The sequence below is a fragment of the Salinispora sp. CH2A1_6 genome (genome assembly GCF_056820975.1).
Genome location: NZ_JBXEDG010000012.1, coordinates 235,035 through 251,594 on the forward strand (window position 1 = coordinate 235,035; position 16,560 = coordinate 251,594).

General features: G+C 64.2%; 1 protein-coding gene. It reads right to left on the reverse strand.

Translation table 11 applies throughout. The features are described from left to right. Positions 1-81: 81 nt before the first annotated feature. Positions 82-16,545 (reverse strand): hypothetical protein, encoded by a 16,464-nt coding sequence (locus AC1UKG_RS16710; protein ID WP_482643212.1) that lies wholly within the window; start codon positions 16,543-16,545, stop codon positions 82-84. Positions 16,546-16,560 lie beyond the last annotated feature (15 nt).

Consider the following 16,560-nt stretch of genomic DNA (forward strand, 5'->3'; position numbering starts at 1 on the left):
ACCACCGAGGTCGACCGAAGGGCAGCCGAGGGGCCAGCGGTGACGGATGGTGGACCTGCCCGGTCTGGCCGTCGGGGAAACCTAACGGGTGTCCTTGCGCTTGCCATGCGGGTCGGATACCCGATAGCCGTGCCACTCGTCGTCGTCGTAGTACTCCCACTGGCTGGTCTCGGGGTTCCAGTAGAACTGGCGGCCCTGGTTGTCTGCATAGACAGGGGGACCGTGGTCGGAGACGTAGACCGGGTCCGTGTTCGCAGGTGGTGGAGCGGGGTCTGCTGCGGGTGCGGCCTGTGGCGGAATGTCGTAGGTGATGGGTGCGGTGCTGTAGGTAACCCTCGGCGGTTGGGGCCCGGAAGCGCTGCTGGGCCCTGCGTGGCTGGCTCCTGCCGGCTCATAGTCCATGGCGTCGGAATCAGGCGGGATGTACATCTGCCGGCCGAGGTCGTCGTCGTAGTACGTGGAGTTGTCGTCGTAGTACATGGAGTTGGTGACGTCGTAGACGGGGTCGGTGGCTACGGGCGCGGGATAGGCGTCCGGCGCTTCCTCATCGATGGGGCTGGGCTGGGGAATATTGACGTCGTTGACCGGGCCGTAGCGCTTGTCCAAGTGCTGCTGCAGACTCTTGCGTGGCATGTGTAGGTAGTCAGCGATGCTCTGCATGCTGTACTGCTGCCGGGCGGCGGCGAGGGCCTCATTGAGCGCGGATGGGATGTCGCGAGCCTTCAGAGTCGATTTACTCTGCGACTTCTCGATGTGCTTCCAGCCCTGGTAGAAACCGGTGCCGCGCATGACGTCACGGAGGGAGGAACGGCCGATGTCGTCGATGTCGGGGCGCTTCTTGAACTTGCCGGCGCCCTTGCTGGTCGTGGAGGACACTGTTGAGTCGTGGCGGCCGCTGCGGGACGCAACCCGTCGCGTGACACTGTCGCGGCCGTCGCGGCGCTCATGGCCGTCCTTGTCCCGGACCATCCGGTAGACAGTGCTCCGGCCGGCCCCGGACGCCTCGGCGATTTCGGCCTGCGACACACCACGAGCCTCGTGGAACTTGAACCGTGCGGCAACCCGCTCAGGATCACGGTCCCGCCACACCGCTGCCAGTTCCGCGCGCTCGACCTCGTTGAGCACACGCTGGGCTGCGCGGGAACTGTGCGACTTTTCTCTACCGGTGCCGAGAGTGCGGTTCCGCGTGCCCGCGGTGAAGTCGAGGGCACGCTTCCCGCTCACAATCTTGTTCATTTCTTGGTCGAACGCACTCTCGGAGTCCGAGGCGGTGACGTAGCCCCGGTTGGGGGCGTCCTCCACGGGGATGACCTTCTCGGGTCCGTTGTTGTCGACGGCGTCATGGGGTGGCGCTTGACGGGACAGCGCGGACACACTCATCATTCGTTGGGCCTCACCACTGATGACACTCTCCAGATAGTTCTTCACCACGCCCCGCGGATCGCGGATGGTGTGCGGGAGGTAGGAGACCAGCGAACGAATCGACTCGAGATAGTAGTTGCCGTAGTTGTCATCAAAGTCGACGGGGAATTTATTTGCCCGATGATGCTGGAGAGCAGCCCAGCATCCCAGGCAGGGCCGATACTTACCCATGATCAGATAAGTACCCCTGATGTCCTTCGCCCGCAGACCGGCGCTGTGCACGGCCAGCAGGAGCTTCTGCTCGGCGTGGATCGAATCAGTACCACTGTCCGCGTGCTGCAGCACGATGACGGCACCCACGCTAGCGTCGTCGGTGAGCAGAGATTTCAACCGCAGTCGATTCTCGTCGCCATCCGGAGCAGCGTCCACGAGTTGGATATCCCGGTTGGCGCGCATCGCCCTGGCCGTGTCGTTATCGCGGTCACCTCGGAACGCCTCATCGATCTTTTCCTCGCTGCGCCGCAGCCGCCCGACATACTCGTCGGCGTCCTGCGACGTCAGGTGCTTCCGCCGACTGCTGTCGCTCTGTGAGATGCGCAGCACCTGATACAGGTGCGAGCCATCATCCTCTTCTGTCGAAAATGACACCATGTTGATCAGAGAGGCGGTGGCGTTGAAGTTGGTGGCAAATACCAACCGGCCATTGATCAACATACCCTGCACCTCGAGGTCCTTGGGCAGACTCTCTCGGTGCTTGCTCTGCTCACGCAGCTGCCGGAACACGTCATGCAGCTTGAAGCTGAGATGGGAGAGCGTCTGAGCCGCCCTCTTGGCACTCTTGTCCCGAGCGAACCGCAGCCGGAATTGGTCCCCTGCCCGCCCGTACTGGCCGCCCCCGTAGGACAGGGTAAATTTTTTGGCGGCCTGATCGATATCTTCGATCAGGCTCTTTTTGGATTGCTTCTTGTCCGAGGATGTGGCTGGCTTCTTGCTCGACGATCCGAAGGGAATGGCATCGGCAATGTTCGGAGGTTCGGCACTGGTGTGGCGGGTGGGATATTCGTAGTGGTGGTGAACCCTGGTAATGGGAGGGTGGCCGGCGGTGCGACGCCAGGCGCCAGGGCGGGTGCGGTCGAGTTGCGGGTGACCAGTGGAGGTGTAGGTGGTGGCAGCGGCAAAGATGCGGCCGGTGGGGGTGACCCAGGCGGTGTCAGGGGATGCGCTGACAGCGGTGATGTCGGCTTGACCGGAAAGACGGAGGTCGTAGTCGCGCTGCCCGGTCTCGCAGGCGACGAGAACGACATCTTTGCCGTGGGACCGGGTGTCAGCGGTGATGAGGGCCGCGAGGTGTTCGGGCGTGACGAGTTTGTTGCCGACGACGATGCCGTCGGGGGTGCCCTCGGCAAAGACCAGATATTCGTCGGTTTGGGGTGGGTAATTGAGGGCGACACGCATCTTGTCGGCCTGGTCGGGATCGAGCAGGGCGAGTCCGGCGGGAACGTAGGTGACCGGCGGTGGTGCGGTGTGGGTGCCCGAATCGGTGGTGGCGGCCCGCTCGGTGGCACCCGGGGCCTCAGGGTCCGTGGGCCGCTCTCCGGTGGGCTCCTCGGGAATGGGCCGGTCAGGCAGCGTCGCCTTCACCACCTCGGCCTCGTCCGTAAGGACGTGGTGTCGGCCTGCCACCCCTGGTGTTGCCGGGTCACGCTCGGTCTGGCCCGGTCCCGGCGGGACCAGCGGCGGCCGGTCCACCTCGGTATCCGACCGGTCAGCCTCGGCGCGGCTTGGCGTGGGGTCGACATCGGCCCGGCGATCCGGGGTGGCCTGCGGTGTGTTAACCGGGGATGCGACAGGCTGATGCGCCACGGTGACAGCGTCGGGGTCAGCCGACGGTTCGATGATGCTGGGCCGTGAGTCGTCGACTGCCTTGATTCTGTCGCTGGCGGAATGGAAGGCACCCGCCGTGACGGACTCGGTCCGGTCCGGGATCGTACTGACGTCGCCAGGCCGGTGTGACGCACCCACGGTGCCAACGATTGTGCTTGGTGTGGTCGTCGGGGTGGCGCGGCCGTTCGGTTCGTTGTGACTGGTTGTCGGCGAAACCCGCGCGTCAGTGGTGGTACTGGCCGGGGGAGGAGTGGCGGTGGCTTGGTAATGATCGTGATGCCGGTGAATGGTGACCAGGGGGGCGTCGTCAGGGCCGATGGTCTGGACGTGATCCGGTGTGTGGATGCGGATACGGGAGCTCAGTGCGGAGGCGAGTAGGCCGATGTATGCCTCGCCGACATCGCGGTGCCAATGTTGCTCCCAGTGTTGTAGAGCCTCGGCGAGCTCGGCGAACTCGTCGGGGTCAGCTGGTCTGGCCGGGTCGAGCAGGTGCACCGTCAGCTGGTCGCGCTGTACCTGCTCAGGCAGGTCGTGCAGGGGGATGTCGTGGTGAGTGCTGAGGAAGTCGAACATCTGCTGCGCCGACAGGGATCCGTCCGCAAGGTCACGTGCTGGGGTGCCGTCAGCGGCAGGCTTGAGGGGCACCTCCTGTTCCGCGATGGTTCGGGCACTGGCGTGGTCGGTGCCGTTGGCGGTCAGGCCGGCGGTGCGGTGATGCACGTACAGGTCCCGTAGGTGGGCCACGGGGAGCAGACTGGGGTCACGCAGGCTGGTGATCCCCGCCGCGTGGAGCCGATTGAGGACCGTGGCCTGATCCAGGGAGTCGACGGTGGCGTGGAGTGTCTGATTGCGGTTTCCCCGATATGCCTGCAGGGCCACGGTCGGCACGTTCGCCGGCCCCAGCGTGATCAGGTGTCGTTCGACGAGTTGACGTAGACGCTCGGCCGCCTGCCCCAACTCGGTGGACTGCGGTACGAGTTCCCGTGCGTCCCGCCTCTCGGGGCTGCTCTGCTCGGTGAGCTGGGTACGGACCAACTCCGGGTCGGCCAGCCAGGCACGTAGGGCTGGGGTGTCGAGTTCTGCCGAAGCCAACCTCTCCCCCACCAGACCGGGATCACTTCCGATAACCGCATACAACTGACATCGACCATCACCAGGAGTAGGCAACAACGACGGTCCCACCACCGATGGAGTGGCAGCCACCGGATCAGCGGCAGTCTCCGCACCATCCGGCCCGCCATCAGCGGCTGCGGAGACGGTGGCCTCCGCTACGTCGCTGACGGCCGGCGCGGGTGCGGAGGCGCCGGGCTCGATCGCCGGTGTGTCACCCGCCGCAGGGGACAGCTGCGCCCCCTCGGTAGGCGGTGGACTGGGTGAAGCATCGGTCGGGTCCTCAACATCGTTCTGTGACGCTGATGAATCAGCAGCGGTGAGATCAGTGGTCTCCTGCGTCGTGGTGGCGGGCTGAGTCTCCTCGATCCTGCTGGCATCCTCAGTGGTGTGCACAGAGTCGGTGTGGGGTGCGGCGGGACGCAGCGTGTCGAGTTGGCGTTCATGGGCCTGATAGGCATCCCACCACTTGGATTCAGCATCGTTGGCCTCTTGTTCGGCAGCTTTTAGGAGGTCAGCGTCTGTGGCCTTTTGAGCCCTCAACCCGTCCCTGCGATTGACTGCCTTGGTCCACTTCTCACTACTCTCGGCCAAACTCTTGGCTGTTTCGTTGAGTTCCGGCGGTAGCACGATGTCAGTGTGTTCACGTGCTGCCGCGTCGTTCATCCGCAGGATCATGGCGTCGTCGATTCGAAGAATGACGCCCGCACGCTTTCGTGACGTGGGTGGGTTGAGGCGGTGCTGGTGTGTACGACGGGCGGACGGTTGGAGCCGATTTCGTGGGCGGTGCACGTGCACAGGGACGGCGACCAGGGAGAATTCCAACGAATAGGAAAGACCCCAGACGAGAGTGTCATCCTCTGGGGTGGACGACGGTTGGGCGGTCGTCTTGTATTTTTCTGGCGTCGCACTGGCGTCGTATCGTTGACTGTCAGCCGTCGCGTAGTGACGCCTCTCCACTGGCATACCCCCCCTCCCGTCCTCGCCAACGGCGAGCAGGCCGCGTGTTTTTGCCAGATAGGTGCTCCCGGACTTGTGCGTCACCTTCTGGGAGCGCTCACCCTTCAAGGAATTCTTGATAGCGACATCCGTGTTGGCGCCAGCGAACCTCGGTCGCCCTACCACCCGGGCATCCAGGAAGAGTTTCCGTTTTGTCTGGCGGGGCAGCGGGATCAGGAATAGGCCAGCCAGCATGGCTGGCAGCCCAGCCCTCAGGTTGGTGGTGTTGATCGCGGCGCGCAGCGTGGCCTGTGTGGTGGCGTCGACGGTCACACCGGATTTGGCCAAGGCCAACTCGGCCGCATCGTGCAGCTCCGCCACATCCAGAAACACGTGCTCGACCGCGTATTGCGAGGGCTCTGGCAGGCTCTTGACCCCCGCAGCGTTACGCCATTCACTGCGAGCGGAGTCGGTGAGCTCGTTGCTCGGCAGTATGCCCTTGTCACCGGCGGCTCCGACCTGGCCGTTGATCCGCGAACTGTACGGCGACACGCGAAGTGTCAGTGGACGGACCTCTCTGAGGACCGCGCCCGCTTTGGGTAGCTCGCGACCGGTCACAGTAATGCTGAGGGCGATGTCGGTGCCGAATGTGGCGACTGGCCCCTCCACGGCCAGAGACTGAGAATATTTCAGAGTGTCAGCGTCGGAGTACTCTTTTTCGCGGGCACCCCAATTCGCGGAGATAGCCGCTCCCGCCCCACCCAGCACTCTGACTGGATCAGAGTTCTGCTGCGCTTCCGGGCTTCGACCTTCAACGTGTATCCCCCGACCCCTCAGCATGAGGGATACCGATGCCTTCGTGTGGCTGCGAGTAGTGCCGCCGGTGAGGGTCATTTTCGTTTTGTCACTGACAGTCAACTTGTCGACATGCACGATTTCCTTGAATTCAGGCTCACGCACCATCGACGCGGTAACCGTCATCTGATAGGTGTGTCCCCGGCCTCGCCCGTCCAGGCGAAGCAGCAGGCTCCGGCCACCGTTGAGGGCGCTGGCGATGTGACTGTCGGCGTGGCTCAGGAAGGTCTGCAACATCCGTACGTTGTCGTGCGGTGCGTCCAGCGAGGACTCCGGCAGCAGCGCCTGTGCCACCCGCGTACCGCGGGTTCCGCCGATCGCGTTCGTAATCGCACGCCGCACGGCACCAATATGACCGCTCAGGTCCAGGGTGCGATCTAGGCCGCCGATTCCGAATGACGGTTTGCCGGGAATACCCAGCATCGCGGGCAACGTGATGGTGCGGTTAGTCCGAACCGAGGGCTGGGCACGGTACATAGCGTTGTCTCGACGGTCGCGCTCGTGCGGATCGGCCTGCACGGCGTTGTCCGGCAGATACCGCGTTTGTCGCTCGGCCTCGGCCAGCTGGCCAGAATGCGCTTTGTCGTCGTCCTCGAGTTCCCGCGCCTGGCTCTCGGTCATCCACATCAGGAGTGAGTTGCGCAAGGTAAAGCTCTGCCCTGCCCGCTGGATCGGACTGTCGGGCAGCACTTCCAGCACATCCAGGTTGCCTCGACGTCGGGTTTCCGCGACGACCTCCACGTCCACGTCAAGTTGCACCAACACCCGACGTTCTGGTCTGCCGCCTACCTCGAGTTTCGATGAACCTGAGATGTTGTGCTCGTACTTTCGGCCCCGGGCGAATTGCAGGAAGGTTCCCGACATGACAAAGAAACCGCTTGCGGTGACGCGGTCTGTATTCGGATCGCCGGCTGGTCCGCGCACCACGCCCACCGGCGTAATCGACAAGCTTCCGCCCCACGAGCGAGCCTGCTTGGCGCCGCTGCTGGAGCCACCCGCGAGAATATCCTTGACGGTGTGGAACTCGGTCGACGGCTGCACCCGCGGGTTGCGTGGCCTCAGTCGAATCTTGACCTCGGCGTAAGCATCCGCCCGCCGGCGGCCGTACGTGAGCTGGGACAGCGACAGCGGTGTGCTGAACAGCTCGCCACCACCCGTCAACTGGTCTGGCGCCAACGACCGGGAGATGAGGGTGGAAATCGACCCGTCTGCGAAGCCCCAGATGGGGTCATTCGTAGCCCGCGTCAGGGTCTCCTTGACCCCCTCGAGCAGATGAGCCGTTCCGAGGAACGTCTCGACGAGGCTGCCGTCCAGCTTGTACGGGTACCCACCAGATATCTCCCTCAGTGCCGGTGGATTTGTCATCCACTCCCTGTCGACCGGTTCCGGCGCTGGCGCGGACGGCGGCGGTCTCAGTGTGACCCGGTGCTCGGGCACCAGCAGGCGCAGCTCCAACTGGTGCTCCTTGGGCGGCAGGGCACCGGAAACGACGGTCGGGACGTGGAGACCGGGCCTACCGGGCGTCAGGAGTAGTCTGCTCGGGTTGGGCCGCACGTTGGATTCGAAGGTCGTCGTCACGGTCAGGGTGGCCGCGAATTCGCGCATCGGCGCCTCCGCGAGCCCGCCATCCTCTTCAAGATCCGGTGCGCGCGCAATCTCAGCCTCGTGACGATGCTTGACGCCGACATCATGGCCACTGCTCGCGGTGTACCCGACACGCGGGCCGGCAATACCGACCGGGAAGGCCGGGCCGAGCACCGCGATGAGCCGGGCACCAACTCCTACGGAAGAAGCCCAACTCCTATCCTTACTGGCAACGGCTTCGTCCTTCGCTCCACGACTCTCGGTAGCTCCTGACACCTTTTGGCTCAGAATTTCGCCGTCGGATAGGCTGGAGAGCTCACCTTTGATCGTCACGACCGTGGTGTAGTCGTGCAGCATGCCATTCATCGTTAACGGGATTTCCAGCCCGGGTCCGACGATCCGGTCCAACATAAATCGTAGTTGACGATTCGAAAGCTGGACCTCAATATCTTCCCGACGCGACAAGATCGCCTGGATCGGCCCGGTCAGCCCCTGCGCCAACTCCGGATCGCCGAACTGCCGAACAAATGCTTCCTTCTTTAATGCTGGAATTAGACGCTGCGTGATCGGCAGACTCTTGTCCCCGATATTTCCGAATAGCTCCAGGCTTCCACGGGCTCCAGGCACGTTCCGTAATGCCCGGATCACACTTCTCCTCAGCTGATCACCACCATCAAGATCATCGATGTAGGCCCCTCCGAAGGAGCGTCCCTGCTCAATAGGCGCTGGCGCGAAGTGCGTACGACGTTCACCCGTGCGCCCCTGCCACTCGGTCGGTTCGCTATCCAGCGAAGTACCCCGCACCCGGTCCTTGGTCGTCCACTGCACCGTCGCGACGGCCCCGGCCAACCTCTGAGCTGGCCTTCCGATCAGGCGCACTTCCAGGTCATAGACAGTTCGGTAGCGAACGGCGGAGCCTTTGACCCTCACCTTCTGGCGCCCGACTCTCGTAGCCGCCACCTTCTGCTCGCTCGGCTCGGTGCGCGACACCGTCACCCTCGGCCCGACGACGTACATCAGTGGCCCCGCCACACCACCGCCACCACCGGTCAACATTGCCGCCCACGGCCGGTCGGCGATTGTGCTGTCGGTATTCTCGCTGGCCAGCTTGAAGCCATCTTCATACTTGACACCGTCCGCAGTCCCGAGATACCGCACTTGCCTGGCCACAAGCCGTGCCTGCAGGGCGCTGCCACGCCCCGGGAAAACACGGCGCCAGAGATTACGCTCGGCAGGCGTTCGTAGCAGCGGCTCCGAGGTGGCCCAGCCTTCCTCGGCCCTGTCGGCGCCAGCTGTTGTCGCGTCAGCGACAGGAAGCTTGTCTCTGGCCAAGAACTGCTTGAGTACGCTCCGGCCCGGCGCCCCTACGCTAACAATGTCCCCCAGCCCTTCCTCTTGGAGAATTTTCGCGACCTGCTCGAAGTGCGTGCCGCGATCTGGATCGGAGTGAACGACAACGCTCTCCACACCAAACCTCTTGGGCAGGGCGGTGGGCACCCTCACCGGAAGGGGTTCCGGGCCCGGCTCTGGAACAGCCAGTTTGGTCGGCACCCGCAACGGGACGATGCCCCTCGCCGTGACCTTTCCCGGGCCGCTTGAAAACGCGCGCTTCTCGGATGGTCGGGCATCGATTGGCTGCCCGTCGGGCCCTCGCAGAGAGGCGTAGATCACAGCCGGGACAGTGACCTTGATTTGATCCTCCACCTCCACGGTGGTAATCGCTTTGAAGCGCGTTTTACTGGTCCTGGAAATCGTCGATTTTGGCGCGGTCGGGATGGACACTCCCCCAGCAACCAAAGCACTGGGAATAAACGACGCGAAGAACTTTGGATCTACATGCGAATAATGATCAAGCTTGACTGAGTGCGAGTGCGATCCGTCGGGTTTACTTTCTGCCTTCGAACCCTCCTTGGCCTTTCCCTCAGGCTTGAGGCCATCCCAATCGAACCGAGCTGTGACGGTTAACTCGGCAGCTTCCCCGCCAAGACGGACAGGGTATGAATACCCCTCACCAAGAAATCTGCCAAAATCATCTCGTATGTCGCGGTTCACTTCCTCCAACACCGATTGCGACATTCCTGGCGCCAACAACTCTAGCTCACGAATAAGGTTTGTGTCATCATCGATGATGACGGATCGGAACTGCACAGCCGGACCCAAGGCTTCGCTCCGACGTAAATAATCAGGCAGAGCACTACGCAACTTATCCGCCGACAGAACCGTTGGAGAACTGCCGTCCCCGCTGTCAGTTTTCTGTTCGGCCTCGGCCTTGAAATCAGCCTCCGCCTTCGACTCGGACTCGGACTCGGGCTGTGCCTCCACCTTTGACTCGGGCCCGGGCTGCACTTCCGCCCTTGGCTCGGGCTCGGGCTCGGGCTGTACTTCCGCCTTTGACTCGGGCTCGGACTCCGCCTCCGCCTTCACCTGGGACCTGGGCTCAGGCCCAGGCTCTACCTCCGCCTTCGACTCGGACTCGGACTCGGGCTGTGCCTCCACCTTTGACTCGGGCCCGGGCTGCACTTCCGCCCTTGGCTCGGGCTCGGGCTCGGGCTGTACTTCCGCCTTTGACTCGGGCTCGGACTCCGCCTCCGCCTTCACCTGGGACCTGGGCTCAGGCCCAGGCTCTACCTCCGCCTTCGACTCGGACTCGGACTCGGGCTGTGCCTCCACCTTTGACTCGGGCCCGGGCTGCACTTCCGCCCTTGGCTCGGGCTCGGGCTCGGGCTGTACTTCCGCCTTTGACTCGGGCTCGGACTCCGCCTCCGCCTTCACCTGGGACCTGGGCTCAGGCCCAGGCTCTACCTCCGCCTTCGACTCGGACTCGGACTCGGGCTGTGCCTCCACCTTTGACTCGGGCCCGGGCTGCACTTCCGCCCTTGGCTCGGGCTCGGGCTCGGGCTGTACTTCCGCCTTTGACTCGGGCTCGGACTCCGCCTCCGCCTTCACCTGGGACCTGGGCTCAGGCCCAGGCTCTACCTCCGCCTTCGACTCGGACTCGGACTCGGGCTGTGCCTCCACCTTTGACTCGGGCCCGGGCTGCACTTCCGCCCTTGGCTCGGGCTCGGGCTCGGGCTGTACTTCCGCCTTTGACTCGGGCTCGGACTCCGCCTCCGCCTTCACCTGGGACCTGGGCTCAGGCCCAGGCTCTACCTCCGCCTTCGACTCGGACTCGGACTCGGGCTGTGCCTCCACCTTTGACTCGGGCCCGGGCTGTGCCTCCACCTTTGACTCGGGCCCGGGCTGTACCTCCACCTTTGACTCGGGCCCGGGCTGTACCTCCACCTTTGACTCGGGCTCGGGCTGTACCTCCGCCCTCGGCTCGGGCTCGGGCTGTACCTCCACCCTCGGCTCGGGCCCGGGCTCTGCCTTTGCCTTCGCCTGGGACCTGGGCTCAGGCCCGGGCTCGAGCTCCGCCTTCGACTCGGACTCGGACTCGGGCTGTGCCTCCACCTTTGACTCGGGCCCGGGCTGTACCTCCGCCCTCGGCTCGGGCCCGGGCTGTACCTCCGCCCTCGGCTCGGGCCCGGGCTGTACCTCCACCCTCGGCTCGGGCCCGGGCTGTACCTCCACCCTCGGCTCGGGCCCGGGCTCCGCCTTCGCCCTCGGCTCCGGCTCGGGCTGCACCTCCGCCCTTGGCTCGGGCCCGGGCTCTGCCTTCGCCTTCGCCTTCGCCTTCGCCTGGGACCTGGGCTCAGGCCCGGGCTCGAGCTCCGCCTTCGACTCGGGCCCGGGCTCCGCCTTCGCCTTTGATTCGGGCCCGGGCTCCGCGTTGGCATCACTCTTTACCCTGGCATCATCAGCCTCTGCTCTGAATCTGCCGTGGAGATCTTCTCCTGCCTTCGGCTCAGGCTTGGAGTCAACCTTGAGATCGACTTCGAGACCACCCTCTATTTTAAACTGAACTTGGAGGTCAGCCTGGGAGTTGGGGCTAACGAGCGAGACAGCTTGTGCTGTGGCCGCTCCGGCTGGCCGAGCTGAGTGTTGCGTTGTGGCTTGTGGGGTGGGTGTGGGCTGGGGGGCGGTGCCTTCGCTTCGGGTATCGCGCTTTCGCGGAGTCCCGTCGGGGTTGATCAAACTACTCGTTTGGTCCGTGCCCGCGTTGTCCGTTGCGCTGGCACGCGCCGACTCACCACTCGGCTGCCGGCCATCCTGCACGATTAAGTGAGGCTCGGATGCGAAATTTTCCACGGGTGACGGCACAGTATCGACCACGACGTGGGCCAGACCCTCCGTAGCCACCATCGGGGCTCGGGAGGACTCCGCAACGTCTCGGCTATCCACCACAGCGGCTACCTGATCAGCAGGATCATCAGCACTCGTATAGCCCGCCTTGTCGCCCGATGTCCTCGAGTCAGGCTGGGGCACTCGCCGCTCTTCCCGCTCACGAGAAACCGCGCTCAGGGTGAACGGACCGGGAGGGTCGAGGTCCTGCTCGGTTTCTTCAGGAATTGTGGGAAGGCTCGGAGGCTGCGCGGCGCGGGTGATGGTCGATGTGGGGGCTGACTTGGGGCCGAGGCGTATGCCTTCGGGGGTGGGTTGGGTGCTACGCCGGACAGTAACGATGCCGTCGTTGGACTGGTTGGATTGGCCAGTGTTCGAACCGGCCGCAGTGCCTGCACCGGGGTCGGTGGTGGGTTCTGGGTCGGCGTTGATGCCGAACAGGGGTGGTGTGCCGGTGGCGACGTCGTTGACGGCGTCCCAACCCTCGTCGTCCAGAGAATGAGGAGTGTAGAGCCGCCAAGATTCGCTATCGGTGGTGCGCAGTCCTCCTTCGACTCCGGTCACTCCAACATAAATGACCGTTTTGGGGGCCAGGACGTCACCATCATGGGCGTGGGCAAGCTGATGTGCGAAACCACCGGTGAGAGCACCGGTCTCGCAAGAGACCAGGACGATGGGTGCGCCGGGCCGGCCAATGACTTGGGCGAGGCCGTCCGGGTCCAGCGCGACGGTGGTGGTGGAGCCGTCCGGGTTGCGGACCGGAGCGTGCACGACGTCACCGACGCCGTGCACGATGACCGCGGTCGCGGGGTCTCCCTTGAAATCCTGTGCGGCGGCATATGTGTCCGGCGGCAGGAGGGTTCGGGTGCTGACCCTGTTCCAGTCACTGTCGTCAAGCAACGCGATGCCAGGCCGGTCACCCGTCAACGGCCGGATGACCAGCGGCTTGCCAGACGCACGCAGCACTCCGTCCGCACCCCTGACGACCGTGGCGAGGGGCACGACCGACGAACTGTCGTGCCGGTGACCATCCGACGAGGCCGCCGGCGCAGTGGTGTCTGCCTGCGCCGCGACACTCGTGATGGCAGGAACATCGACAACGGTCAGAATCTGTGCGACAGGGGCGACATTCGCTTTCGGATTTGGTTCGGTGCCGAGGCGTATGCCGGCGGTGGCGGGTTGGGTGTTCCGCAGGACGCTGACGATGTCGTCAATAGAACGGCCGCCTTGAAACAGTTGATCCATGTCGGGAGCGATGACGGGTTGGAAACCGTTGTCGAGCAGCAGTTTGGGAAGGATAACGTGGACGTTGAGGCGACGATTACCGTCCTCGAAGGGGTGGGTGATATGCAGCTTACGGATCGTGCGGGCGATGGCGGCAAGGGTCGCGTCGGAGGTCGTCGCGTTCTGTCGTTCGTGACGGTATTGGTCAAAAATGGTGTTTACTAGGGCGGGCGCGTCGGTGCGGGAGTAGTTGGTGGTGATAGTACGGGGCATGGTGGTGGCGCTGATGCCACCGCGCCCCATGATGGTGCTGGTGAAAGTGACCGGCTTGGGGCCGCCACGTTGCCGAAGAGCTTCGTGGAAGTCTTTGATGAGAGGGCGTTCGCCGATGCGTTCGGCGAGGACGTCGGAGCTGATATCCGGGTTACGAACAGGGAATGATGTGGGTTTAATAACTCCTTGTCGCGTGGTGCCGCCAGTCCAGTCGAACTGCTTATTGAGATGTCGAGTGACTGTTTCGTGTATTTGTTTGTAGGTATCAGCGTTAAGGGTATTGCTATTGATGCCAGGATTATTAAGGAACTGTTCGTAGGCTTCGGTCATACCTCTCTGAAAGCCCGGCGATTGATCGTTATCGTAGTAGGAGCCGGGATCATTCGGGTACGCGGCCTGCGCTGCGGCATGGTGCCTTGGATCGAGATAGAGCCGCCACCACTGATCACGAGAAACAACATCGGCAAGTAGGGCAGACACTGACCCGGGAACCACCGCCTGACTGCCCGTGCCGCCCAGTGCAAGACCATCGTAACTTTCGGTCGTGGACTGACCCTGAACCGACTCTTTGACTGACACCGGTGCGGATGGTGATGTCGGTGCCGGAGCCTCCAGGTTGGAAGTCGAAGCGGCAACCGGTTCAGTTCGCAGCACAGCATCGGGAGCACGCTGCAGGGTGGGGATCGTGGGTCCGGCTTGCGGAGTGACCGGCGAGGGCTTCGTGTCATCGGCTGTCGGCCCGATCGAAGCGGCTGTGGTCCTCGGGCCGTTTTCGGCGCCAGGATCGTTTGACGAACCCGATGGTTTGTCGACGACATCGGTATGTCCGCGGCTGGTAGCTAGTGCGACCTCAACGGTCGGTGACAGAGCTACTACCGGATCGTGCTGACCACTGGCCCTCCGTGGACCATCGGCCTGGAAACGTGAATCGCGGTCCCCCGCACTCTCGGTACGTGTCGTGGTGTCGCGCGTGGAGTCGCCACGAAGTGGGCTATCACTCGACAGTGGTGACTGCACAGTCCCGCTGCCGAGAGAGGGCTGGGTAGCGGTAGTCGTCATGGGTACCTGGTGCGAATTGGTCGTCACCAGGTTTTGCTGCGCGTCTAGGAGCTGGCCCGCGATTCCACTCTCCGACGCCAACGACTGCTCGACAGCAGGGCCAGGCACAGTCGAACCCTGCTCGATCGTGGCCGGTGCGGGAGCGACCGGATGGGTGATTTGTGGGGCCGGAGACGCGGATGAGAGCGGCGTATTGTTTCCCTGGGCATTCGGTAGTGTCCCGCTAGATGTTTGTGGACTGGGCAACTGTGGGGTAGGCGACTGGCCCGTTGGCGCTTGAACCACCGAGGAGTCGGCGCCGGGGCCTCCGGTGCGAGGCACCTCGACGGCTGGAACCGCCGTCACTGGCGTCCCAACCGTGGGCGCCTGTCCAGCCGGGTCTGCCGCAGGCGAAGCAGCAGCCTCCGCCGCCTGGGTTGACGTGGGTGCCGTCGTCTCGAAGACGGCCGGGGCCGGGGCTGTTGGGTCGGTGGGGGCAGATGCCGCGGGGCTCGTGGACTCGAAGCCGGGAAGGCCGCCGGCATTCACGGGCACGATAGCGTCGGCACCAGCAGGCGCCGCGATAGGTGCGACGTCCTCCGCCGGCGATGTGGCTGGAGGGGGCGCGGCGGGAGTCGCGGCAGGGTGCGCGGCGACCGAGCCGGCTGAGCCTGTGGTTTGTGGGGGCACCTGACCGCTTGCGGGTCCGAGCTGGTTTACGCCTGCGAATCCGGGTCGGAGCGCGCCAGCCGATGCCGAGGCAGTGCCAGGATCAGGCGCGACTGAACGGTTGGGAGCTGGAGCGTTGACGGTGCTGAGATCGGGTCGATTGGCGAATGCCGGAGCGGTGGCTGGGGTCAGGGCGCCATCGCGTTCGGCGTTCGAAGGTTGGGCGGTGTGACTACCGTTTGTGACGGGGCTGCCGGGAACCGGGGAACTGCCGACGGAGGGTGGTGCGCCCGTCGCGGCGTTCGAAGGGCCGGTGGCTTCGTTGTAGGGAGGGGGGTCTCCCTGCGTCTCGCTGTGCGGTGGGGGGCCACCGGCAACCTGGTCGTACGACGGAGGGCTGTCGCCAATGTCGTGGTACGCGGGTGGTGGAGGGCCCTCGACTGAAGTCGGGGGCGTCTTGGCCTTGTCGGAGCCCGTCTTAGGGTCGGGCGATGGCCGGTCCGGGAGGTTTTGGGGGTCGGCGCCGAACTGCTTGCCGAAGTCGTGTGCGTATTGGTGTGCGAGGCCGCCGATGATCGACGAGGTCATCGTGGCGAATGGGTTGAAGCCGCCCCCGACCATCATGCTGAACAGGCCCTCGAAGAGGGTTTCCGCAAGTGCGGACAACGTCTCGCGGGTATAGGTGTTCTTGTTGATCTTCGGGTAGAGCTTTCCACCGATCGCGTGCATGCCGGAGACGCCCATGCCGATGAAGAATCCGCCCGCGAAAGCAAGGGCAAGGTCCTGGTAGTCGAAACCCTTACGGTTGCCCTCGGCCATTTGCGTGAGCTGGGCAGCCATGCCCTGCCAGAGTTCCTCGAGCCCTTCCTCGACGCCTTCCCAGACCAGCCTCAGCAGCTGGTTCTGCAGCCGCATACGAAGAAAATCGATCAGGGTCTTTACAGTCTCCTGCCCAATTTTTATCAGTGCAGGCACGGCCGCCGCGCCGAAACCAGAGGCGATGGCGAAGGCGATCTCCACCACCTGGGTGAACGCGGCGATGACGATGTTGTATTGAGTAGATTCCGAATCCAGGGCAAACTCGTAAGCCGCGTTCCCGAGGGCCCACGAGATGTTCCCGGCGGTCGGGACGTTGTTCGCGATGCCGCCCCGGAACTGGTTGAACGCGTCCGCGGCGGGTCCGTCCAGATACGCGGAGAGCCCGTTGCCCAGGTTGGACGTCGCCGCGGTCCCGTTCAGCAGGTTGTTGGTGAAGGCGTAGAGCTCATCCCCCATGGCACGTAGTGCCGTGGGATCAGCCTCGGGGAATTCACCGCCGGTGGTGTAGAGAATGGCGTCATAGGCCCACTGCCACTCAGGGTCATTCGGAATATGAAAGTCAGGCATGACCAGCAGCCCGCG